Annotated in this window: 19 protein-coding genes; 7 read left to right on the plus strand and 12 right to left on the minus strand. The window is 63.3% G+C overall.

Annotated elements, in window-relative coordinates:
* Positions 1 to 81: 81 nt before the first annotated feature.
* From JJ896_02225 to JJ896_02235, 3 genes are read right to left on the minus strand one after another with little or no spacing between them, the layout of a single operon-like run.
* A complete protein-coding gene (locus JJ896_02225; protein MBO6778446.1) occupies positions 82 to 2,844 on the minus strand; it encodes a TonB-dependent receptor in 2,763 nt (920 codons plus the stop codon).
* Positions 2,845 to 2,856: 12 nt separating this feature from the next.
* Positions 2,857 to 3,906, minus strand: coding sequence for a hypothetical protein (locus JJ896_02230; GenBank protein ID MBO6778447.1), 1,050 nt, complete (start codon positions 3,904 to 3,906; stop codon positions 2,857 to 2,859).
* Positions 3,888 to 5,141, minus strand: a complete 1,254-nt coding sequence (locus tag JJ896_02235; protein ID MBO6778448.1) for a right-handed parallel beta-helix repeat-containing protein — start codon at positions 5,139 to 5,141, stop codon at positions 3,888 to 3,890. Before JJ896_02235 ends, JJ896_02230 begins: the two co-directional genes overlap by 19 nt.
* A 293-nt stretch (positions 5,142 to 5,434) precedes the next feature.
* Here JJ896_02235 and JJ896_02240 point away from each other — a divergent pair, with 293 nt between their 5' ends.
* Positions 5,435 to 7,120 (plus strand): DEAD/DEAH box helicase, encoded by a 1,686-nt coding sequence (locus JJ896_02240; protein MBO6778449.1) that lies wholly within the window; start codon positions 5,435 to 5,437, stop codon positions 7,118 to 7,120.
* Positions 7,121 to 7,162: 42 nt separating this feature from the next.
* Here the strand turns inward: JJ896_02240 and JJ896_02245 are convergent, their stop codons facing one another.
* The 4 genes from JJ896_02245 to JJ896_02260 all read right to left on the minus strand — a co-directional run bounded on the left by JJ896_02245 (position 7,163) and on the right by JJ896_02260 (position 11,370).
* Positions 7,163 to 8,179: an HPr kinase/phosphorylase gene (locus JJ896_02245; protein ID MBO6778450.1), complete on the minus strand. Its 1,017-nt coding sequence runs from the start codon at positions 8,177 to 8,179 to the stop codon at positions 7,163 to 7,165.
* Between the two features lie 7 nt (positions 8,180 to 8,186).
* On the minus strand, positions 8,187 to 9,182 hold the full coding sequence (locus tag JJ896_02250) for a MoxR family ATPase (protein ID MBO6778451.1): 996 nt from the start codon (positions 9,180 to 9,182) through the stop codon (positions 8,187 to 8,189).
* 3 nt (positions 9,183 to 9,185) lie between these two features.
* Complete coding sequence (locus JJ896_02255) at positions 9,186 to 10,355, minus strand: hypothetical protein (protein MBO6778452.1); 1,170 nt, start codon at positions 10,353 to 10,355, stop codon at positions 9,186 to 9,188.
* A gap of 91 nt (positions 10,356 to 10,446) precedes the next feature.
* Positions 10,447 to 11,370, minus strand: a complete 924-nt coding sequence (locus tag JJ896_02260) for a methionyl-tRNA formyltransferase (GenBank protein ID MBO6778453.1) — start codon at positions 11,368 to 11,370, stop codon at positions 10,447 to 10,449.
* Positions 11,371 to 11,510: 140 nt separating this feature from the next.
* Between JJ896_02260 and JJ896_02265 the strand changes: the two genes are divergently transcribed.
* The 4 genes from JJ896_02265 to JJ896_02280 all read left to right on the plus strand — a co-directional run bounded on the left by JJ896_02265 (position 11,511) and on the right by JJ896_02280 (position 16,419).
* Positions 11,511 to 13,703: a PAS domain S-box protein gene (locus JJ896_02265; protein ID MBO6778454.1), complete on the plus strand. Its 2,193-nt coding sequence runs from the start codon at positions 11,511 to 11,513 to the stop codon at positions 13,701 to 13,703.
* A 116-nt stretch (positions 13,704 to 13,819) separates the two neighbouring features.
* Entirely contained in the window at positions 13,820 to 14,449 is a 630-nt protein-coding gene (locus JJ896_02270; GenBank protein ID MBO6778455.1) for a response regulator transcription factor, read from the plus strand.
* Positions 14,450 to 14,540: 91 nt separating this feature from the next.
* Entirely contained in the window at positions 14,541 to 15,746 is a 1,206-nt protein-coding gene (locus JJ896_02275) for an HD domain-containing protein (GenBank protein MBO6778456.1), read from the plus strand.
* A gap of 67 nt (positions 15,747 to 15,813) precedes the next feature.
* Positions 15,814 to 16,419, plus strand: coding sequence for a hypothetical protein (locus tag JJ896_02280; protein MBO6778457.1), 606 nt, complete (start codon positions 15,814 to 15,816; stop codon positions 16,417 to 16,419).
* Positions 16,420 to 17,303: 884 nt separating this feature from the next.
* On the opposite strand, the gene JJ896_02285 is transcribed toward JJ896_02280, so the two are convergent.
* Positions 17,304 to 18,605 carry a GWxTD domain-containing protein gene (locus JJ896_02285; protein ID MBO6778458.1) on the minus strand — a complete coding sequence of 434 codons (1,302 nt, stop codon included), beginning with the start codon at positions 18,603 to 18,605 and terminating at the stop codon, positions 17,304 to 17,306.
* A gap of 59 nt (positions 18,606 to 18,664) precedes the next feature.
* Between JJ896_02285 and JJ896_02290 the strand changes: the two genes are divergently transcribed.
* Complete coding sequence (locus tag JJ896_02290) at positions 18,665 to 18,868, plus strand: hypothetical protein (GenBank protein ID MBO6778459.1); 204 nt, start codon at positions 18,665 to 18,667, stop codon at positions 18,866 to 18,868.
* 8 nt (positions 18,869 to 18,876) lie between these two features.
* Here the strand turns inward: JJ896_02290 and ftsY are convergent, their stop codons facing one another.
* Positions 18,877 to 19,821 (minus strand): signal recognition particle-docking protein FtsY, encoded by a 945-nt coding sequence (gene ftsY / locus JJ896_02295; protein ID MBO6778460.1) that lies wholly within the window; start codon positions 19,819 to 19,821, stop codon positions 18,877 to 18,879.
* Positions 19,822 to 19,845: 24 nt separating this feature from the next.
* Complete coding sequence (locus JJ896_02300; protein MBO6778461.1) at positions 19,846 to 20,448, minus strand: CDP-alcohol phosphatidyltransferase family protein; 603 nt, start codon at positions 20,446 to 20,448, stop codon at positions 19,846 to 19,848.
* Positions 20,449 to 20,723: 275 nt separating this feature from the next.
* On the opposite strand from JJ896_02300, the gene JJ896_02305 reads away from it, so the two are divergent.
* Positions 20,724 to 21,164: a hypothetical protein gene (locus JJ896_02305; GenBank protein ID MBO6778462.1), complete on the plus strand. Its 441-nt coding sequence runs from the start codon at positions 20,724 to 20,726 to the stop codon at positions 21,162 to 21,164.
* 56 nt (positions 21,165 to 21,220) lie between these two features.
* Here the strand turns inward: JJ896_02305 and JJ896_02310 are convergent, their stop codons facing one another.
* The gene (locus JJ896_02310) at positions 21,221 to 22,693 is read right to left on the minus strand and encodes an alpha-amylase family protein (GenBank protein ID MBO6778463.1); all 1,473 of its coding nucleotides are present in this window, start codon (positions 22,691 to 22,693) and stop codon (positions 21,221 to 21,223) included.
* Entirely contained in the window at positions 22,693 to 24,147 is a 1,455-nt protein-coding gene (locus JJ896_02315) for an MFS transporter (protein ID MBO6778464.1), read from the minus strand. The genes JJ896_02310 and JJ896_02315 overlap by 1 nt, the downstream gene beginning before the upstream one ends.
* Between the last annotated feature and the right edge of the window lies 1 nt (position 24,148).

Genomic DNA, 24,148 nt, shown 5'->3' on the forward strand with positions numbered 1-24,148 from the left:
GTGTACATGTCATTACAGAAGCATGGCCGGTGCGGTTTCCCCCATGACCCCATGCGGCAGCAATCCTAACCCAGGATGCTCTCAGAAGTCGTAGACCACACGCGCCACGACCCGGCGCCCGATCTGCGGAAAGCCCGGAAGCGAGCGGAACGTGTTGTCCAGCAGGTTCGTGCCCGACAGCTCCACCGTCACGCCGTTGTCGAGGCCGTAGCCCACCGACGCGTCCAGCAGTGACCGAGCCTCTATGCGGCCGGGATAGGTGGAGTTGTTGGAACGATAGGCCTGGTCCCACGCAAATGACGCACTTGCCCGTAGTCCCTCAGCTGGCGCATAGCCGACGCCGGTCCGCACCTTGTTCTGGGGGAAATTGAGGTCGCCCGCCATGCCCGTCGGCCGATTGAACCACGTGTAGTTGGCGAAGGCACTCAGAGCCTCCGAGAAGTAGTAGCGTGTGTGCACCTCAAAGCCCCAGTCGTCGCTGACCGCATCGGGATTCCGCGTCGGATAGCCGAACGCGAGCATGGGGAAGCCGGTGTCCGGCACCTGATCCGACTCGACCAGCCCATGGAACGGCAGGCCCATGGCGTCCAGCGTCGCCATGAAGCTCTCGCCGGCCTGCGTGTACGCACCGTTGAGCAAGGCACCCACGGCCGCGGCCTGGGCGGCGGCATCGGCAGCCGGAACGCCGGCACCAAGCAGGAGCGCCTCAATTTGAGGTTGGAAGGTCTCCTGAACGCCATTGCCAAGATCGGCCGGCAAGCCCAGCATGGTGATAATCGGACTCACCTGGGAGAACCCACCGGCGGCATCCTTGCGGAAGTAGTACACGTCGAAGCCTGCGGCGAACCGATCAAAGAAGAGGCCCTTGTACCCGAACTCGTAGGCGGTCAGCTGCGAGATGAGTTTGGTCTCGGCAGAGACCGGAAGCAGCTCGCTGACATTGAAGTCGGTGCTGATGAGGCTGCGGGAAAAGCCCTGAGGAGCACCTGACTGCAGCAGATTTACCAGCGCAGGCACAAACGGCGCCAGCGACGGATCGGCTGAGGCCTGAGCCTGCAGCTGGGGAATGACCGCATCGTTTACGGCCGCATAGGCCGCTGCGAGTGGAAAACCCTGGTCGAACGGAGTGTCATCCACCCCCGGGATCAGCCACGTAATCATGGGGTCCGTGAACGTCTGCGGCCGAATGCCGCCCATATTCCAGACGTTCAGGATGGACTCGGTCTGCACCGGCAAATCAAAGTAGATGTCCGATGCGGGGATGGGATTTGCCGCCCGGTTGTAGCTCAGGCGCACCGAATGCAATCCATTGGGCTTGAAGACCAGCGCCGCGCGCGGAGAGAAGGTCTTCTCGTCCGTGAAGTTGTACGAGTCCACGCGCCCGGCCAGAAACGCGTCGAGCTTCGATCCGAAACGCAGCTTGCTCTGCACGTATCCGCCGAAGATGCGGTAGTCGTCGTCATCCTCGTTCCGACCATACACGTGGTTTTCCGTGTTTGCTCCGGCCGTACGGTAGTCGAGTCCGGTTGACCATTCCGCATTGAGTAGCGATGGGGTTTCAAAGCTGTACTGCGCCTGCGCTTCAAAGTGTGTGCGCTCCAGAGGCACAATCAGCCCTGTGCGGTTCAGGTAGACAGGGTTCTCGTCGCTCCCTCCGTCGTTGATCACGTAGTAGGTCTGGGCAAACAGACCCTTGTGGGTTAGCCTCGCCTGTCCCCAGTACTCGTTGGAGTGATTGAAGCCCTCCCCGAGATCATTGTAGAAGATCGAACTGGCCGCATTCCATCCACCGGCACCAACGAGTTCCGTGTCGGGATTCGGCCGGAAATGCACCGTGCCTGTCGCCATGGCAGCCCAATAGTCCTCTTCCTGCTCCTTCGTCGTGGTAAACAGCAGCGGGCCCTCCTGCTGCGGATCCACGAAGCCTTCCGGCGTCACGAACCCGCGGCGGATCGCCTCCTTGAAATTGGACAGAACGCGGGCATCGTCCTCGTTGTCCGGCTGCAGCACGAAGTCGTGTCCACTGCTGTAACGGGCGTTGAATTTGTAGCCGATGCGCTCATCGCCCGTCACGCCGGCGTGCCGAATCGCACCCTTCAGCGTACTCTTTTCGCCGCCTACAACCTCGACGGTCGTGCCGGGATGTCGGAAGGGATCCTTGGAAATGAAATGCACTACCCCCGTCGTCACGTCCGGGCCGTACAGGGCCGAACCAGGTCCGAGCACCACCTCGATGCGCTCCAGATCGATGTTGTTGATGGGCGAGTTCTGGGAGTCGAAGAACTCCAGGCCTGGAGAGATCAGGGACCGGTAGTCCAGCATCGGAAAGACATCGGTCGAGAAGATGCCGCTGCTGCCACGCAGGGCCAGGTTGATGCGCTGCCCGGTCTGCTGCTGCAGTTCAACACCCGGCGTGTTGATCAGGGCTCGCAACGGCGTAATGGTGCCGCCGGAAGCGGAGAGCTCATCGTCCGTGAGTACGGCCACCGCGGCAGGAGCTTCCTGCAGTTTCTCGGGCCTGCGCGATGCGGACACGACCACCTCCGGCCCGAATGAAATCTGCTCGGCCAGCTGGATCCGAAGCGTGGTGGTGGCGGCGGCAATGGAGATCTCGGCCGTTCTGTACCCGATGTACGACACCTCCAGCGTCACCGGGAACGCGCCCATGTAGTCCAGCTGAAAAGCTCCGTCGGTGTCGGTCACGGCGCCGATGGTGGTGCCCTGAACGAGCACGCTGGCACCGATCAGTGCGACTCCGTCCTCGTCGGTCACCGTTCCGGAGATGGTCTGGGCCGAGACGGGCATGGCCAAGAGCAGGCCCAGGAGCAGTGAGAGGGGTTTCATGTCAGGAGGGGTCTAGGGAGTGAGGGGAGATGCGGCCTCCATGGACTGGATCCACTGGCGAATGAGCACCACGCCGTCGTGATGCACCAGGCTGCGACCCAGCTCCGGCATGCGCTCGGCAGGGTCCGTGGACTGCATGCGATACAGGAGAATGGACTGATCCGGATCGCCCGGCACGATCGAGTACGGCCGACCGCCGGTGCCGCTTCCGGCCGAAACCGGGGCCTTGAACAGACCCAATGAGATGTCCATGGGCGCGTCTGCCACCAGATGCAGGCCGGACGTGTTGGCGGATCCCGCGGGATTGTGGCAGTGCCCGCAGTTGACGTCGAGATAGGCCATCGCCCGGTCGTGCAGGGGCTCGGCCGGGTCGTTCCAGTCGGCCACGCGGGGATGGGCAGCCGCCGGGTCGAAACCGGACAGATAGCCCTTTTCTGCCCACTTGGCCAGCTGGTTCTCGGCGCCGTCCCTGTAGACGAACGTCTTGTTCAGATTCCGCGCGCTCGGGCCGATGGGCACCTGCTGCTTGCCGGCCAGGTGGCAGCTCTTGCACTGATTGCGGTTCGGGATGATGTAGTCCACGGACTGAACCGCGCCCGATGCATCCGTCCACTGCACGGGCTTGACGGCGCCCACCACATCGCGGAAGGCCTCTGTCTGCTCGTCGTTCCAGATGTAGCCAACCGCCTCCCAGTCGTCTCCCCGGTTGATCAGGAGGCGAGTCTCCAGGATCCGGCGCTCCGATCCGGGTGCCGCCGCGTTGTAATAGAAGTTCTTGATCAGGACTGCGTCTTCGGGGAAGGCAAAGACCCCATCGTCCGAATACGTGGCCGATGTGCCCTCCGGCATCCAGACGAAGCGCGCCTTCTCGGCGTAGTCCGAAAAGAGCGGGGAGTTGAGGTCGTAGGGCAGGACCCCGTCTGCCGGCTGCAGGGCCGCCAGGTCGCCCTCAAAGAAGCCGTACTCCGTCAATTGATCGAATGCCCGCTCGGGCACCGATATGCCGGAGGTGCAGCCCGTCAGCAGGAGGAGGCTGGCGCAGACTACTCCGAGGCGAGCCACGCGTCGTGATTGCTGGTGTCGAACGTTGGCAGTTCGCAGTCGAACGGACCGAGTTCGGATGACATGTTGCGCATGAGATCCTCGGGGGCCGTACCCAGGTGCGCGTTCAGATTGAGGAACCGGATGTCGCCATTCTCGCGGAAGCAGTAACCCTGGGGAATGCCGCTCGCGTCCAGCGAGGCGGGACTGAAGATGCCGTCGGTGATGATGTCCACCGGCTGTCCCTGGCCGAGCGCGGTGATCAGCTGCCCATACTCCGAACTCATGTCCGTCGGGCCTTCGTTGCCCTCGATGACATTGTTGTGCAGGTAAATGTTGGTGCTGAAGGGGTCGAAATCCTCGGACTGGAACGGCAGCCCCGTGAACAGCCAACTGTTCAGGGCGATGCCGAGTGTCTTGTGGCCACGGATCTGATTGTTATAGGCCTCAATGTTGGAGTGGGCCATGATGATCATGCCGGAGCCGGGCGGGATGGTGCTGACCACGCTTCCCTTCGGCGCGAAATTCTCGCTGTTGTTCTCCTCCATGATGTTGTCGTAGAACTTGATCCGGTCGCCGTTGGCCTGGGGCAGGTCCGGCATGTCGAAGATGAGCATGCCGCCCGTGTTGTAGCGGGCCGTATTGCCATAGACCTCTCCTTCTATGGTGTTCTCGATCTCAAGGCCGGCCACGTTGTGGTGCACGTAGTTGTTGCGCACGACCACGTTGCGGGACTGGCCCACATAGATGCCGGCATCCGAGGCGTAGGAGGCCTCCGAGTCCTCCACAAGCACGTTCGTGCAGCTGACCGGGTAGAGGCCGTAGCCGCCGTTGGTGGATAGCGCCCCGCCGGTCCATGTGGTTTCCAGGCCCCGAAGAATCACATTCTCGCTGCCCTGCACCTTGATCGCGTCGCCGCGAGAGTCGGCGACCGTGAAGCCCTCCAGCGTGATGCCGTTCACATTCTTGATCAGCAGACCTTCGGCACCGTCGATCTGCTCCGCGAACGACAGCACCGTCTTGCCCATGCCCGCTCCCCTGATGGTGACGCCCGGCGTGTCATTGAGGGAAAGTGAGCGGGTGAAATTGAAGGTGCCCTCCGGCAGAACGATTTCAGATCCGGGCTCGGCTTCGATCAGCAGTCGCTGGAGATCTGCTTCGACGGTGGCGGGATCCAGAGGTGCATTCCCCGCCGGCTGGCAGGCCAGGGCGACGGGTAGCAACAGTGCGAGGATGTAGGGGGCTTGACGACGCATGCGGCTGGAAGTCAGGGTAGTCGCTGTCGGGATTCGGCGTTGAGGCCGGCCAAAGTAGCGAACCCCCGGCCACACCCAAATACCCGGAACCCTCACGGAACCGGAGGATCCCGAGGTTCCCGTCCCGGTTGGTCGGGATCTGTACGTCTCGGCCCTTTGCGCCAGAGACACCGGATATGGCTCGTCCTCTTTCTTCCGCCCGCGCTGGGCGTCTGTGTGGGGTCACGCTACCGGCAGCGACCTGCGGATTCGGCTGAGAAGCTGCCCGCCCCACATTCTTACAGGACAGTCTATTGACCCCGACTACGTTTGAGGGACTCGGTCTCGAGTCCCAGTTGACCGCTACGCTCGAAGCTCGCGGTTACACCGCTCCCACGCCGATTCAGGCAGCCCTGATTCCCACACTCCTGGGGGGTCGCGACGCCATCGGCAAGGCCCCGACCGGTACCGGCAAGACGGCCGCGTTCTCATTGCCCGTGCTTCAGCGCATTACGCTGGGCGGGAAGCAGCCGCAGGCCCTTGTGCTGGCGCCGACGCGCGAACTGGCCCAGCAGGTGCGCGACACCTTGCTTGGCTACGGACGGGACCTCGGCGCCCGCGTGCTGGCTGTCTATGGTGGGTCCTCCTACGGACCGCAGGTACAGGCCCTTCGGAGAGGGGTCGATGTGGTGGTCGGTACGCCTGGCCGCCTGCTCGATCTGGTGGCCAAAGGACATCTCGACCTCACGGACATCTCCATCGTCGTGCTGGACGAGGCCGACGAGATGCTGTCGATGGGCTTCATTGACGACATCGAGGCGCTGCTCGAAGACATGCCGTCTGAGCGGCAGACCGTGCTCATGTCGGCGACGATGCCTGCCGGAATCCGCAAGCTGGCCGGACGGTACCTGAACGATGCGGTCTCCTGCGCGGTCAAGGCCGACGCCGAGACCGGCGAACTGCGGCAGCGCGCCTTCCTGGTCAACCACCGGGACAAGGTGGCCGCATTCACGCGCATCTTCGAAGCGGAGGATGTCTCCTGCGCGTTGATCTTTGCCCGGACCCGAGCAGGCACGGATGATCTGGCCGCGGCGATCTCCCGCAAAGGCATTCCGGCCGAGTCCATTCACGGCGACATGAACCAGGACGCTCGCACCCGCGTGGTCCGGCGCCTTCGCAACGGTGACATCCGTGTGCTGGTCGGTACGGACGTGGCTGCCCGCGGACTGGACATCGAAGGCATCACGCATGTGTTCAACTTCGAACTGCCGTCCAATCCGGAGGTGTTTGTACACCGCATCGGACGCACCGCGCGCGCCGGACGTGGCGGAGACGCCATCGTGCTCTACGCGCCGAACGAAACGGGCAAACTGCGCCGGATCGAGCGTTTTCTGAAGCAGCGCATTGAGCTGAGCGAGCTGCCGAGTGCGCAGGAGATCGAGGAGCGCCGCAGCCAGAAGCTGCTGGAGCGGGTGGACGTCTGGATCACCCGCGGGCGATGCAACGCCGAGCGTGCGACTGTGGAAGAGATGATCGAGCAGGGCGGCGACCCCGTGGAGATAGCGGCGGCGGCCCTGCGCATTGCCCGCCAGGCGGAGTTCAGCCGACCCGTTGAGAAGATCAGCGAGGTCGTGGATCGGCGCCCGAAGCGCGAGCCGCGCGGCGGCGGTTTCAAGCGCGGAGAGCGTGGGGGCCGCGGCGAGCGCTCAGGTCAGGGCCATGGTCAGCGCCGGCCCGATCGGCCGCGACGCGAACACCCGTCCGAGAAGGAGATGGTGGCCATCGAGCTCAACATCGGCCGGCAGGACGAGGTGCGCGTGAATCAGCTCGTTTCGACGCTTGCCCGCCACGGCGGGGTGCCCCCAGACCGCATCGGACGGATCACCATTGAGGACCGCCGCACGCTGGTGGGAATTCATACGTCTGCGGTGTCCGAGCTCATGCAGAAGAGTGGGGAGCTGCGGGTTGGCAAGCTGCGGCTGGATGTTTCGCTGGGGTAGCGCGGGTCGCGGCTGCTGGTCGCCTTGCTGGGTGAGCGCCCCCTACTCGTAGTCGTGCTCGAAGTACTCGATCCCGCGGTTCGGCTCCGCCCCTGCTGACTTTTCCTTTATGCGCTGCGCCAACCGCGCGGCGAACACCTCGGCTGCATCGTATCCGTAGTGCCGGAGCAGGTGGTTCATGGCGATCACCTCGCACAGAACCGTCACGTTCTTGCCCGGAGTGATGGGCAGTTTGACCAGCGGCAGCTCCACGCCCATGAGGTTGTAGGTCTCCTCCACCATGCCCAGCCGGGTGTATTCCGTGTCGGGGTCCCAGGGATGCAGATTCACGACCACCTCGACGCGCTTCTGGAAGCGGATCGCGCGCACGCCGAACATGGCCCGCACGTCGATCAGGCCCAGGCCGCGGATCTCCATGAAGTGCTGCACCAGGTCGGTGCCGGCCCCGATCAGAACCTGCTCCTCCTTGCGGGTCACCATGACCACATCGTCCGCCACCAGCCGGTGGCCGCGCTCGACAAGATCCAGGGCCACTTCACTCTTGCCGATGCCGGCTGCGCCCGTGATGAGCAGACCGATGCCGTAGACATCCACCAGCGCGCCGTGCATCGACTGCTGCAGCGCAAACTGGTCGCTGAGAAAGTCCCGCAGCACCGCCATGAAGTCCGTGCTGGGCAGCGGCGTCATGTAGACAGGCACGCCCGCCTTGGTGGCCATTTTCACCAGCGCATCGTCCAGCCGGTTGCTTTCCGTCAGGAAAAGGCAAGGGATGTCGAAGCCCAGCAGGTTCTCGAAAGCCTGCTTCCGCGCGGCTGGCTTCAAGTGCGCCAGGTAGCGGTTTTCCGTGTTGCCCAGGATCTGGATGCGCTGGTGCGTGAAGAGCTCCAGGTATCCAGCCAGGGCAAGTCCCGGCCGGTGCAGGTTGGACTCGGTGATGAGCCGACCCTTCCCATCAAGCCCGTTGACCGAAGTCACATCCATGCCCACGGTCCCCGTGAGCTGCTCGATCAGGAACGCAACCGTGATCGAGTCCTTCTTGAACGGCTTGTTGTGCGGCATGACGGGCCTATGGCACCTCGACGTGGTCGAGTATACGCTGCACCAGATCCTCGCGGGTGATTTCCTCCGCCTCGGCCTCGTACGTCACGGCCACTCGATGTCGCAGCACATCCATCGCAATGGAGCGCACGTCCTCGGGCGTTACGTAGGCCCGATGCTTGAGAAACGCGTGCGCACGCGCCGCAAGATTCAGGTTGATTGTAGCGCGCGGTGAGGCTCCGTACTCGATGAGATTGTTCAGGTCCTGCATGCGATATTCGCCCGGGTTGCGGGAAGCCACTACCAGATCCACGATGTACTGCTCGACGCGCTCGTCGATGTACAACTCGTTCAGCACCTTGCGCGCTGACAAGATCTGCTCCGGCGTCACGACGGGCTTCACCTCTTCCTTCGTGCCCGTGCGGGCCATGCGCCGCATGATCTCCAGCTCCTCTTCGCGGGTCGGATAGCCCACCTTGATCTTCATCATGAAGCGATCAACCTGCGCCTCCGGAAGCGGGTATGTGCCCTCCTGTTCGATGGGGTTCTGCGTGGCCAGCACCAGGAACGGCGCCTCCAGCGGGAAGGTCTTTTCACCGATGGTCACCTGCCGCTCCTGCATGGCCTCCAGCAGCGCACTCTGCACCTTGGCGGGGCTTCGGTTGATCTCGTCGGCAAGGATGATGTTGGCAAAGATGGGGCCCTTCTTGATGAAGAAGTTGGCCTCCTTCTGGTTGTACACCAGCGTGCCGAGCAGGTCAGCGGGCAGCAGGTCCGGCGTGAACTGGATGCGCTGGAAGCGCGTGCCGATGGCGGCCGCGAGCGAACTCACGGTCAGCGTCTTGGCCAGCCCGGGTACGCCTTCGAGCAGCACATGCCCATCGCCCAGGAGACCGATCAGAAGCCGCTCGATCATGTAGCGCTGGCCGACGACCACGCGGCCGATTTCGCCGAGCAGGTCGTCTACGAAAGAGCTTTCGCTGGAAATGCGGTCGTTGACCGCCGCCAGATCAAACTGGGTCATGCCTCAGAGATAGATAGTCGATAGAGTCGAGTCCGTGCGTTCGGCGAACGAAGCCGTGAGTTTCTCCAGCGCAGGAGGAACGGAGAACTGCTGGCCGGCCACCAATATTGCTCGGCTGTCTGCGTTGAGTCGCGTGGCCCCGTACATCCCGTCGAGGCTCATGTTCTCCACATCCTCGACGATCGCATCCACCTCCGCATCTTCCAGGCCGAGGTCCTGCCGCTTGGAACTGTGCGACATCAGGAGAAGCGCTCCAAACATCTGCCAGTCCCGACGCTGAATGGCTGCCACAAGCCTCTGGACCCTGCCGTTCTCCGTGACGAGGTAGGTGACCAGGGGCCTGAGCTTACGGTCGATGGACTCCAGAGCCCGCCTGAGATCCCGATGCTCGACATCGCGGATGGACTGGATGCCTGGCATCGCCGCCTCCTGAAGCGCACGCGTAGCTTCCCGGGTCAGCTTTCGGTTGTCTCCTCTGACCATCGCCCCTGCTTCCGGCGGTGCCAGCAGCGCCAGGGCCGGTCGCTCCATGGGGGGCACCTCCAGGGCGATGGACTCTTTCTCCCTGGTATCGGCCAGCACGAAACTCGACACGGCCGTACGGCTGCATGCCATGATGCGAGCCGAACGCGTGAAGCGGTCCGGGCCCTTGAGGTCCGCCAGCCAATCCATGCCGTCTGTTTCACGGGAGAACAAGGCCGAGAGCGCCCGCGCGGCCGCCACCAAAGCGGGTGCCCGCCGGGCCTCTGGCAGAAATCCAGGCAGATTGCATGAGACCGCCAGGTCTACTCTCGACTCTCCCGCAACCAGGCCGATCAACTCCAGCAGGAGAGCCTCAAGGGCTGGATCGGTGACTTCGAGAGCGACGCGATGTGATGCGTGGGTGCCGGCCCGAACGGCTACCGAGCACCCCTCGTGCACCGGCACGAGGAGGGCGAACCCGTCGAAATAGCGGGTATGCTCCGCCACCAGATCCACGGCCCCGTGTGCATAGGCCGTTTCTGCGGCACCGCCTTCGGTCCCCAGCTGGTCCCAGAGCAACTGCTCTGCACGCGCGTTCAACTGGTCCGGCCGCAGGCGCTCCGCACCACGCATCGTATTGAGCGTGTTGAGCAGGGGCTGAACAAACTGGGACGCGTTCCCGCGGCCCGGCCTGATGCGACGCGGGTCCATAAAAGGCGGCCAGAACGGTGCAGAAAGGGGATTCGGACGCTACCTCAGCGACGGGTCCATTGCAAACGGTGTGGGCCGCCTCTCGGATTCTTCAAGCCGGCAGAATCGTGCCCACGTCAACCTGCGTGCCGTTCAGGAATGCCTCGGCTCCCATGCGTCGGCGGCCCTGCGGCTGAACCTCCGTCAACTGCACCGCACTTGTCCCACAGGCCACCACCAGTCTGTCCCTTGCTTCAAGAATCTCACCGGGGAGTCCTGAGCCCTCCGCAATCCGCGACCGGTACACCTTGAACGCCTTCCCACCGAACACCGTCCACGCGCCCGGTACTGGCGAGTGCCCTCGGATGTGATTGTGCACCTCCGCGTCGGTGAGCGACCAATCGATCTCAGCCTGATCGCGAAACACCTTGGGCGCCGGCGTGGCCTGGGCATCATCCTGGGGAAGGGGTTCCGCCTTGCCCGCGCCGATCAGCCGGACCGTCTCCACCACCGCCGAGGCCCCCAGCAGCATCATGCGGTCATGCACATCCCCAGTCGTGTCATCGGTGCCGATGGGCATGGCGCGCTGGAGAATCATGTTGCCGGTGTCCACCTTCTTCTTGAGGAAGAAGGTCGTCACGCCGGTGACCGTATCGCCCGCTATGACCGCGCGATGGATCGGCGCCGCCCCGCGATACCGGGGCAGGAGCGAGCCGTGCAGGTTGAACGCTCCCAGGCGCGCAGCCTCAAAGACCGCCGGGGGCAGGATGCGGAAGGCGACGACCACCTGCAGGTCCGCGTCAAGGGCCTCGATCTGCTCCGCGAAGGACAGTGCCTTGACCGACTCGGGCTGCAGAATCGTCTCAATTCCGAGCTCCTGTGCGGCCAACTTGACCGGCGTGGGACTCACCTTTCGGCCTCGACCGCGGGCCTTGTCGGGACTCGTTACGACCGCGATTGGCGTGTAGCCTGCCCGGGCCAGCGCCCGAAGACTCGGGACGGCAAAGTCGGGGGTGCCCATGAAGATGATGCGCATGCAGGCAAGATCAGGTGCTGGGTAGCATCAAGGACTGGTACTCCCCCCGGTTCCCGGGTTTGGACCAGCGGCCGGGAACGCCTGCAATTTGCACACCATCGGCCTGGTGGGTAAGAATATGGGTTCAATCCGACCGCACCATGTCCACCCCTGACCCGGACAACCGCGTGGAGGCGCCCCCATTTGTCTCCGACGGAACCCCTGCCCTACTGCTCGACCCGGACTCCAAAGAGGTCCTGGACGCGAACCCTGAGGCTTCGCGCCTGCTCGGGTACTCCATAGAAGACCTTGTCGGGCGGCAGGTTGATGAAATGCACCCTGACGAAGGCGAACTGCTGGCCTCTACCTGGGACCAACTGAACGTCGGAGCCTCCGTACTCTCCAACCAACTGCACTGCCAGACGGCGGACGGCGAGCGCATCCCCGTGGTCCTCGCTCTGCACCGGGTGCGAGTTGGGCAGCGTGACTGTGTGCTCTCCGAGATTCGGGACCAACGCGGACAGTCCACAGAAAGCGACGTCGCCCAGCATGTTGTTAGGGCCACGGCGCGCTCTTCCGGAGACCATTTTTTTCGCCAGCTGGTTCGCTCACTGGCGGAGGGCCTCGGAATGGAGACGGCCTTTGTCGCTCGCTGCCGGCGGGGCAGGCAGGCTGAGATGCTGGCGTTCTGGGATCAGGGCGATTGGCAGCCCCCGGTGACCTACGACACGGAAGGCGGACCGTGCAGCCATGTCCTGACCGGTGGCACGTGCTACTACCCCAGTCGTCTGCGTACGCTGTTTTCCTACGCCTTTCCGCGCGAATCCTATCTCGGCGTGCCGATCACGTCCGATGATGATCGCGTCATCGGGCATCTGGTGGTGGGTGACAGCCGCTCGCTACCTGCCCTGCCTCCTCACCTGTCTCTCCTTTCCCTGCTTGCTGACCGGTGCGCCGCGGAGCTGCGTCAAATGCGCACGCTCGAGGGTCTGGTCAGGAGCCAGGAGCGCTATCGCTTCCTGTTTGACAGCCTGCCGGTGATGGCTCATGCAACGGACTCCGACGGCCGCATTGCCGAGGTTTCACCGTATTGGCTGGCCCGCCTCGGCTATTCACGCGCGGAGGTCGTGGGCCACCTGGCGACGGATTTTCTGACGGAGAGTTCTCGACGCTTCGCGGACCGTGTTTGCATGCCACGATACCTCTCGGACGGCCGGCTCGATGCGGAGCCGCTGCAGTTCCAGACCCGCGATGGGATGGAAGTGGATGTGTTGCTTTCGGCCCGATCCAGGCGAAAGAGCGACGGGTCGATTGGCCAGTCAGTGGTCGTGTCTGTCGAAATCGGAGAGCACCTGCGGGATCGCCATCGTCTTCAGGCATGCGAAAGCATGTTGTCTGCCGTGCTCAAGGTGGGGCCCTCTGCTCTGGTCATCGTTCGTCTCTCAGACGGCCAGATCATCGACTGCAACCAGGCCTTCGAGCGGCTGACCGGGCTAGGCCGCACGGAGCTGCTCGGAAACGATGCGGTGAGCCTCGGACTTTGGAGCAGGGACGCGTTGGGCCTGTCTGTAGAGTCCGCGCAGAGGAGCCCACTGCGCGAAGTGAAGTCCTTCCACATCACGGTGCCACCCGGTCGCACCATCCGGACACGCCTGTCGGTGGAGCCCTTCGGAATAAACGAAGACCCGCATGTGGTGCTCACCCTTTCGCCAACCACGGACCAGGTGGCTGCAGCCAGAATGGCGGTTGATGCCGCGGACCGTGAACGCAAGCTGGTGGCTGGCGACCTGCACGACGGGCTGGGACCGACGATGTCCGGCATTCGATTCCGCCTGGCCGGCCTGATAAAGGCCTTGGAGAAGGAAGGGTCAGGCACGACTGACGACGCGCGTGAAGTGGAGCGGCTGTTCGGGCATGTGCTAACCGAAATCCGCCGCATAGGCATTTCCGAGGCGACCTCAGAGCTGGGCAGCGACCTTCTTCCCCAGGCACTACGGGAGCTGGCTGCGGACTACGAAAAGATCCATGCTGATGACGGACTGACCGTCGAGGTACGCATCGGCCAGTTCCCTCCTCTGCAGCCCCCCATTCCGGGCCAGCTGCTGCGCATCGCACAGGAGGCCATGACCAATGCTGTGCGCCATGGCAGGGCGGGGCAGATCGAGGTTCGGCTCCTTAATGACGGTGGTCGCGTTTGCCTGGACATTGCGGACAACGGATCAGGGATGCCGGAGACCACATCCAGCGGACTTGGCATCGCCATGATGCGCCATAGAGCCGCCGTGCTTGGGGGGACCCTGTCGGTCACCAGCAACGAACAGGGTGGGGTCACCGTCTCCTGTGTACTGCCTTGAGCCCAGTCGAGGTGGCCGGGAATCTTTCCCGACCTTAGTTGGGATAAATGCCGGGGGAGCGATGGCGGATTGCGCCATACTCTGTGTCGCTGCCCTGTCAAGACGTCTGGTGAACGATGCAGAGACTCTTTCTGGTTGACGACCACCCGATCTTCCGGGAGGGATTGGCGAAGTTCATTCTTGAGACCGCTGACCTCACCGTGTGCGGAATGGCCGAATCGGCTCCCAAAGCCATGGAGCTGCTCTCCGACTGCCACCCTCACCTTGTGCTGCTGGATCTGAAGCTCAGAGACTCTTCCGGGCTTTCCCTGCTTCGGAGCATCCTCGACCGATGGCCGCATCAGCGGGTGCTGGTAGTCAGCATGTTTGATGAACTGCAGTACGCAACGCGGCTATTCAAGCTGGGAGCCGCCGGATACGTGATGAAGGACGCCGAGCCTGAGGTCCTTCTGACGGCGATTCGAACGGTGCTGCGCGGCGACAAGTACGCCAGCGACCGGGTCAAGCTTCAGGCGCTCGATGCGCCCGGCCTTCGACTGGGCCCTGAGCAGTTGTCGGACCGGGAGTTTGAAATGCTGCACCTGATCGGGGAAGGCCTTTCGGTGGATGAGATTGCCGGGACGCTGAACCTGAGTCCCAAGACCGTGCAAAACCACATCCGATCGGCGCAGGAAAAAATGGGCAGTCCCAATCGCCAGGCCTTCTATCAGATGGCCCGGGACTGGGCGGGGTCACCGGGACGGTAAGCCTGGGAAGCATTCCCGCCCCTGACCGGGAAACCGTCCTATGGAGGCCGGATCGGGAGCGGGCGATCCTTCACAAAAGCAGTGACGGACTATGCCCGGTACCCTTCCCGCGAATCTCCACGTGCTTCTGGCTGCGGCCTGCGCCGGCACCCCCAACGCCCTATTGATCTCCGACCGCTCCGGGGTTGTGGTCTGGTGCAACGAGGCCGCGGGTGCATTGACAGGCTACCCCTGCGAGGAGCTCATCGGACGGAATCTCAGCGTCTTTCGCTCCGGAGCCCATCGGCCGCATCTGTATCAGGAAATCTGGGAAACCGTACTTGCCGGACGCGCCTGGAGGGGCAAGTTGCTCAATCGGCATGCTGACGGCTCGCTGCGCTGTGAGGAGTTGACGGCCTTTCCGGTTGGGGAGGACGAGCCCGGTGGTCCGAACCATTTTGTAAGTGTCAGACGCGACATCGGAGATGAACTGAAGCAGAAGCGCACGCAGGAAAGCCTGCGCCGGCAATTGACGGTGGCGATCGGCCGGGTTCAGGATACACTCAGCGGTGGCGTCGAAGTCCTGGCCAATCTTGCGGACCACCACTCGAGCACCTTCGGCAAGCACGCCCATCGGGTAGCATCCCTGGCCGTCAGCATGGCCCGCCATCTGGAACTGAGTTCTGAGGATGTCCGCACCGTGCGCGACGGAGCGTTGCTCCACGACATCGGGAAGACCGTCGAGGCCTACTACCACGGGAAGCAATGTCCGGAGGGTCCGCAGCGATACCTGCACGCCAGCCTGGGCGCGCAGTTGCTCTCGCCGATTCCCGGTGTCGATGCGGTGGCGGCTATCGTCCGCCACCACCATGAGCACATTGACGGAAGCGGTTTTCCGGATCGCCTATCAGGAGGGCATATTCCGGTTGGCGCCCGGCTGGTCGCGGCTGCCAACGCGTACGACCGGCTGAATTCGCTACGGCCCGCTCCGGTCGAGCAGATTCTCGAAGCACTGCGTCGCACCGTCGGCATCCGGCTGGATCCGGTGGCCTTCGAGGCCCTGCGCGTGGTGATAGAAACGGACGCACTCAGCGAGGAGGGATTCCTGGTAAGCCTGCGCGATCTGAAGGTCGGAATGACGCTGACGGGGCCGGTGCGCACGGTGTCCGGACGCTTGCTCTGCAGCGGCCGTACCCAGGTGACGGAGACCATTCTCGGTCGCCTGTGTCGGGTGCACGTTAATGACCCGGTGATTGATCGAATCCGGATCGAGCAGCCGAATGATGAAAGCCCAGGGCAACGGCCAGAGGCTTCCTGAACCTTCCACCTGGACTTTCCGCGCGCACGGTCGCCTCCTAGATTTGGCATCCATCCAGCGCACATCCATGTCGAGACTTCTTCGCATCAAAGAGCACCTGAAGGCCCTCAATCCGGTTGCGATCGTGGTCGAACTGCTCATTGTTTTTGTCGGCGTGTATCTGGCCTTCGCGCTGACAGAAGCCCGAGAGAATCGGCTCATGGAGGAGCGCCGACAGGTCGTGCTGGAGTTGCTCCGGGAGGGCCTTGTCAGGTTCGAATCCGCGTTCGAAGGGTACGCCCAGTTTCACGGGACCACCAATCCACAAGTCCTGGCGCAACTCCGGTCGGGTGAGGTGCCCTACTTCGGCGACCAGCTGTATGTCGCACCGCAGTACCCCATCGAGACCATCGACTACGTGCTTACAGACGAGAGCTTCGATGTCCTGGACCTCGAGGTGTACGTCCCGCTTTCGCAATATGCCAATCGCTTCCGGCAGGTGATGTACGTGGAGGAATCCCTGACCCGGATTGCCGAACAGTATGTGCCCGCGAGCGCGGGCGATCCTCATTACGCCCGGCAGATGCAACTTGCCCAGCGCTATTACCGGCTGCTCGAAAGCAGACGTACCATCTCTGCCAACATCGCGGAGCTATCGCGGCAATTGCTGGAGGTGCTGCCGGAGAGCCGGTAGGTGGCGCGGGGCGTGTGGTCCCGCTCGGGGGGGGGGGCGGCACGGCGCTGGCCGGCAGGTCCGCTCAGAGACCGCCGCAGGCGGCGCGGGCGGGCCGCTCGGGAGTGCCGGCGATGGCGCTGGCCGGCAAGCGCGAGCGGTCCGCCTGGGAGACTGCCTCAGATGGCGCTGGCCGGCGGGCGCGGGAGGCCCGGCAACCGCCGCAAGTGGCGCTGGCCGGCGGGCGCGGAAGGTCTCGCGGTCGCCGCAAGTGGCGCTGGCCGGCAAACGCGGGCGGGCCGCTCGGGAGTGCCGGCGATGGCGCTGGCCGGCAGGCGCGAGCGGTCCGGCGACCGCCGCAAGTGGCGCTGGCCGGCGGGCGCGGAAGGTCCGGCGACCGCCGCAAGTGGAATCCGCGGGGGCCAGTCCACAAGTCGCCGCTCCGCCAAACTTCCCGAAGTGGGAAATAGGGGCCATTTTCCACTCCGACCCCGGCCTTGCTGGGCCCGGATGCGGAATAAGGGCGTCGCATTCCACCTTGGGCCGCGACACGCTCTTCGCCGAGCCCGCGTTCACCGCCCCGGTACGCTGCCATCACCCAGGCTACCCGCACCGACGAAGGGGAACGCCGAACCGGCCGCAAAGGGCGAGCCCCGCCAAGGCGGAGCATGATTTTCGCGAATCAAGGCGCCCGAGGCGAGGGAGGGAGGCGTACTCAAGTACGCCGCACCGACTGAGTCCGAAGGGGAACGCAGAGCTGGCCGCAAAGGGCGAGCCCCGCCAAGGCGGAGCATGATTTTCGCGAATCAAGGCGCCCGAGGCGAGGGGAATGAGGCGTACCCCGGTACGCCGCAGTGACCCGAGTCCGAAGGGGAACGCAGAGTCGCGGGAATCAGGCCCGCCGACTAGTACAGGCGGGTGCGCTCATCCCATATCGGCACCAACAACTCATAATCCCCGAACCCGGTCTTGTCCACGAAGATGAACTGGCGCCCGATGCGCTCATAGATCCACACTTCGTAGGGCTCGTAGTTGAAGGTGTGCGGCTTCTTGCGTACAAAGTCGGGCTCGCCGTAGCGCACGAGCACAAAGCCGCGGTCGGTCTTCCAGCCTTCGATCAGGCTGGTGTAGCGCCGATTTGCGAAGGAGACCCGGTAGTAGTACTCCTCCATGACCTCGTTGCGGGCCGTGCCGGGAGTTGGATCACGCTTGTCCCAGAACGCCAAAAAGCGGCGGTAGCGGTCGGCCTCGGTGGCACCCTCACGAATGAAGGCGATGTCCTTTTTCTTGGCGGTGTACTCGAGCTGCTCGATGGCCTCTTCGACATTGGAGATGTGCTGCTGAAGACCCATCCACCGAGCGGTGAAGTCCTTGGTAGCGAAGTCCACCGGCACGCCGTCCTGATCCTCGAGGATCACGCGGATGATGTGCGGCCCGGCCTCCATGTCACGAAGCGGGATGTTGATGACGTGCTGATTGCGGCCTGACTCCAGCCGGACTTCCTGAGACTCTTCGTGCACCACGTGGCGGTCCACATCCGGCTCGGAGCCCTCTGGAGCCGGCAGCAAACTGCCATCCGTTTCTCGCACCAAACGCACGACTTCGTGGCGCAAGCGCATGGCTGCTGAGCGATCCGAGTAGGTCTCGTACAGGATCTGCACGCCCAGTTCGTCCGTCCCGACGTTGCCGGTTACGCGGGGAATGAACTGCAGCGTCGCCTGATCATAGTTGTCGAGGATCGCGATGTCGCTGAGGGACTGCGAGGCGGAGAAGTCGCGCACCTGCACATCCATCTCCCGCACGAACACCTGATTGGAGTTGCGGTCCTCCACCTGCATGGCCAGTTGGTATACGCCGGCGGGCAGCTGCAGCGACTGCGTGGTATAGGCCGACAGGTCCTCAGATTCGGTTGCCAGATACAAATCGGCTCGTGCGGTACCCTCCCAGATGCGGGTCTGAACCGGAGTCGAGGTCAGTTCGTCACCATTGCGCAGCAGCGCATCGACCGTGACCACGTAGTCCGCTCGAAACCCGTTCGACGAACGCACAAACGTAAGCCGGCGAAACGGGATACGAGTGTACAGGTCAACGGTGTTGTACCCGGAGTCGTCGCCCGACCACACGGTCATGGCGTCGACATAGAATTCGGGAATGACCTCCTGGGCGTGAGCGGGCGTGCGGGCCGCAACCAGGAGCAGTATCAGCACGGTTAGACAGCCGAGACAGCGTCTCTGGTGCTGGCTATAACCATGAGGCCTTTTCACGGGTGGTAGCTGTCGCTCAGGCGATGGTGGATGACTCGAGGGAGTGGGTCACGAAGAAGCAATCCCGGCTGGTGGTGGGACGGGATGCCGTTGATCCGAATATCGGTATGAAAGGCGAGCGGCAAGCACGCCGGCAGACCGATGGTCGGATTGCCAACGTGAACGGTTGCTGCTCAAAAGCGAACTACTGGAAAATCGGGGTCTGAGCGCCGAATCAAGCGAAAAGCGCGGAGACAAACCGACGGCGGTCAAAGACCTGGAGATCGTCGATGCCCTCTCCGACGCCGATATACTTTACCGGAATCCGGAACTCGTTGGAAATGCCAATCACGATGCCTCCCTTTGCGGTGCCGTCGAGCTTGGTAAGAATGAGGCCGGTGACATCAACGGACTTGGTGAACTCCTCCGCTTGCCGGATCGCGTTCTGACCTGTCGATGCGTCCAGTACCAGGAGCACCTCGTGCGGCGCATCCTCGATCTGCCGGGACATCACGCGCTTGACCTTGGACAGCTCGTCCATCAGCCCACCCTTGGTGTGCAGCCGACCGGCGGTGTCCAGCAGGACGACGTCTGCCATTCGGCTCTTGGCCGCCGCAATCGTGTCGAAGGCCACTGCGGCGGGATCTGCGCCGTGACCCTGCTTGATGATCGGCACCCCCACGCGCTCGGCCCAGATGTCCAGCTGCTCGGTGGCCGCAGCGCGAAAGGTGTCTCCGGCCCCCAGAAGCACCGACTTGCCGGCCTGCTTGTAGCGATGGGCGATCTTGCCAATGCTTGTAGTCTTACCGACCCCGTTGACGCCGACGACCATCACCACATGCGGCTTGTTCGGCAACGGCGCGTCAAAGTCGGCGGGTGCCTCGGGTGCGTTGTCCAGCAGCAGGCTGGAGATCTCGTCGCGGATCAACTGCTGCAGCTCCCTGGTTGAGACGTACTTGTCCCTGGCCACCCGCTCCTCCACCTTTCCGATGATATCGACGGTCGTCTGCACACCGACATCACTCGTGACCAGCGCCTCCTCCAGGTCGTCGAGCACGGTTTCGTCCACCGTGTCCTTGCCACGGACCAGCCTGTTGATCTTTCCGAACAGGCTGCTTTTTGTCTTCTCGAGACCCGCTTCCAGGGTCTTGTCCTCAGTCTTCGATCCGAACAGGGCCATGCGCCAGCGGCTGGTTGGTGGCCGCTATGAACGGGCGGCGATGGCTTCGGTGCCGTGTCTATAGACTTTCACGAAGCGGATCATGTAGCGGATGAAGGACCAGACGAGAAGCGCGGTCGTGCCCCAGATACACACTTGCATCACTTCCGGGTCGGCGCGCAACAGCGCGGCGAGCACGGTGATCGCCAGCGCCGTAACAGCAATCTTGCCGGAGAACATGGAGGACAGCACAACTCCGTCCCGCTTGGTGATTACGGCACCCCCGGCCAGGATCGCCAGATCTCGCGCGGCGACAACCGCAAGAAGCCATGCCGGCAACGCTCCGCGCACCACCAGGGCCATGACAACGAGTCCTCCGGCCAACTTGTCGGCCAGCGGATCCAGCACCTTGCCCCACTCCGAAACGGTCTTGGACCAGCGCGCGATGCGGCCGTCGAAGTAGTCCGTGGCCACAATGAGCAGGGTCAATACCATGATCCATAGCAGCCGACCGTCTGCCATGATCAGGTACGCCAGCGGAAGCACCAGCACCAGCCGAACCATGGACAGTACGTTCGGCACGGTCCATAAATCACCCAGATCCGGCCAGCCTGAGGGAGTTTCCGAGGGGGGAGGGGCATCCGTCATGGCAGCGAAGATACGGCGCGCCGCCTAACGCCGGACCTCCTGTACCGCCTCACGCACTCCGGCAGCGGCGCCCCGAAAGAACCGAGCGTGAAGAAAGCGCTTCCTGACAGCGCTTTCGTCGCAGGAACCGCTTCCGATGTGCAACACTTTGGCGCGAATGAAACGTAGTAAATGTGCGATTAAGCGCGACCGGTAAGTTTCCGGAAGCGCAATCCGCGTAACAATACCGCCGCCGGCACCGCCTGGCGGCATGCTATATAGAAGGAGGTAATCCTATGAAACGACTGTTCATCATTGTTGCCCTGATTGGTCTTTCTGTCCCCGAAATGAAGGCGCAGACCGCCGAGGATGTGCTGCAGGACCCGGCTGTCGCCGCGTCCTACGCCAGCCGCACCTCGGAATTCTGGAGTGCACTTGAGAGCCAGCTGGTCTCTCAGTCTCGCGCAGAAAACATCTCAGCAGCAACGCTGCAGAACATCGTGTACTTCGCGAACAACCACAGCGACCGCATCAACCTCACCCCGGCAGCCGACGCGCTGGTTCAGGTCTACCGGACCCATGACGACGCACGTTACCGGCTTCTGGCTGTTGCCGGCCTGCACGCCATCGGAGATGAGCGCTCCATGAACGCGCTCTTCCGGAGCTTCAGGTCTGAGGGTACCCCTCAGGTGCGTCACGTGGCCCTCGCAGCGCTGAGGGACTACTACAAGCGCTAGTCCCGAACCGACACACACGGAAAGGGGCGGCTCCAAACGGGCCGCCCCTTTTTTTGTTAGTTCGCCTGGGCGTTGACGTGTATGGCCACGAGACCTCCGGGCGGCACCGTCGCCGATACCATTCCCGCGTCGACCCGCACCGAGCCACCGGCACATCCTCCATCTGTGTCCGTGGGCGGCCCCTGGGCCACATCACAATACCGGGTGCCCGGCAGCCCGGTCTGATGCACCACCTCCCAGGGTTCGGCGCTTCGGTTGAATGCCACCCAGCCGCGATCGCCACGCGTGAACGCAACCCGGTCGGCGCCACCCTCCTGGAGTCGCATCACGTCCTGACCGCGAGTGGCGGCTTCAAAGCCCACCATGCCGAGCACCATGGGCCAACGGTGCTCGCACACGCGCTCATCGCCACAGCCGATACCGTCATCCCCATTGACCCGCAGGATGTTCTCATCAGCGTCTGCAGGCGGTCCCTGGTCCCCAAAGTCGAATCGGTAGCTGGACATCACGCGCGGGCGCCCGTAACCCACGGCCAGGAGCATACCCACGGCCAACGGATAGCGGTCGTCCTTGTAGGACAGCACCCCTCCGTGGCGTTGGGTGTCGTGGTTGTCGACAAAGGAGAGCGCCCACTCCGAATCCATGTTGTCGGTCTCCCAGAAACGGTCACGCACGATGTCGGAGAGGCTCAGGTCCCGAATACCGCGCGAAAGGGCGAATCCAAAATCGAAGTCCGTCACCGCACCGGAGGGCACATAGCGTCGGGCGTGGGCAGACTCTGTGACTTCCTGCACCACGTATCCCTCCCATTCCGCCTCCTCGATGATGGCCAGCAGGTCCTCGGCCGCCATGTGTCGTGCGGCGTCAACGCGTAGCGCCTTCACGCCAAGGGCCTGGAGGTCGGCCAGGTAAGCAGCCAGCGTCGAGCGCACCTTCGGACTGGCCGTATCCAGATCAGCGAGATCCACGAGTTCGCAATTCTCGACCTGCTCCCGGTCATTGAAATCGTGGATGTCGTTGTTATCGGTGAGTCCGCAGTCGTGGAAGTCTTCCGGGGTGTACAGACCCGGGAAGTTGTAGCTGCTGAACTCGGTGCCCGCAGTGCCGCGCGCAGTGAATTCCATGCTGGGATGCTCCAGATCGCCATCGGTCGTGTGATTGATGACCGCATCGACCATGATGTCTACCCCGGCATCGTCACAGCGGCGCACCATGTCCGCAAAGTCCTCCCGGCTACCGCTGCGGGTCTCCAACTGGTACGACACCGGCTGGTATCGCTCCCACCAGGGCCGCGTGCCGACCACGTGATTCTCGCTGGGAGGCGACACCTGCACGGCGCTGTACCCGGCGGGCCCGAGAACGTCTTCGCACTCGTCCGCGATGTCATCCCATCGCCATTCAAACAGGTGCACGACGACACCTTCTCCCTGAGACCAGTCGGAAACGGCCACCGGCTCGGAAGCGTCCGGCACAGATTCGGGCTGCGCACAGGCAGCCACCAGGAGCAGTAGGGGCAGAAATCGTTTCATCAGTGACTCGAGGCTGGTGCGGCGGGTGCGGCGCTGTCCGCATCGTCCTTGACGAGCAGCCAGGCGAAACCGGAGAACAGCAGGGTGCCCGCGCAGATGAAGAAGATCAGGTTCTTGTTGGTGGCGGCGGCCACGGCGGCGCCAACCCCCAGGCTGGCCACCAGCTGTGGCAGCACTACCGAGAGATTGAAGAGGCCCATGTATAGCCCCATGCGGGACTGGTTCACCTTGACCGACATGATGGCGAAGGGCAGGCTGACCGTTGCTCCCCAGCCGATTCCGGCCAGCGCCATGAAGAGATAGATGGTGAACGCCGAACTACCGAAGAGCGCAATACCCGCGTAGGCCCCCGCCATGATGAACATCGAAATCAGGTGCGTGCGCACACGGCCGATGCGCTCCGTAATGGGCTCAAGCAGCAGCACCGGCACCAGCGCCCCGACAGCGTTCAGAATCAGGAAGCTGATCGATACGACACGCCCCATCTCATCGTCCGACAGACCCGGAATACGGTACTGGATGAAGGCGAACATGTAGATGAACATGGCCTGCACCCCGATCCACGTAAACGAGTGGGCAGCGAGCACTTTCTTGAATCCGATCATGCCAGCCTCGTCCTCGCTCTTGCCGTCCTCTGATTTCAGCAAGGCCTGCAGAATCAGGGCCACCGTAATGATGAGGCAGATCAGCTCCACCCAGTAGCCCTCGCTCTCGACTTCCAGCACACGGGCCGTCATGCCGTACACGGCGTAGATCAGGAAACCCCAGAGCGGCCGGATGGCCTGCAGGGTCTCCATGGCGGAGAATCCGGGCGTGTCGTCCTCGCTCTCCATGTCCCCCAGCTCACGAGGCTCGTCGATGAAAAAGGGCGGGATGACGGAGAACACCAGCACAAGCCCCGCGCCGAAGTAGATCAGGACGTAGTTGCCCCAGACAGCACCGATGGCATAGGCCAGCACGCCGAACGTGCCTGACACCGTCTGCATCCAGGTATACCCCTTGGTACGCGCCACACCCTCCGGAGTGACGTCGGCGATGACCGAGCGGGTAGGATTGAAGCTCACATTGATGGCCAGATCCAGCGTGAGCGCCACAGCGATCGCGACACCCAGAATACCCTCGATGCCCATCGCGGTCGATATCACGTCAATGCTGGGCAGGGCCAGCAGCATGAGCGTGGCCAGCACGCCGCCAATCAGCATGAACGGTCGCCGACGACCGCCCCAGAACCAGACATTGTCGCTGATGATGCCGACCACCACCTGACCCAGGATACCGGCGATGGGACCTGCGGCCCACACCAGCCCGATCTCGTCAATGGCCAGCCCATATTTGGTGCTGAGAATCCAGCTGAGAGCGGAAATCTGTACGGACAGGGCGAAGCCCATGGCCGTTGCGGGAAGGCTCAGCAGCGCATAGAACGTGTTGGTGAGCCGCTTCTGGATATCAAGCATC

The organism is Rhodothermales bacterium (assembly GCA_017643395.1).
Taxonomy (GTDB): domain Bacteria; phylum Bacteroidota; class Rhodothermia; order Rhodothermales; family UBA10348; genus JABDJZ01.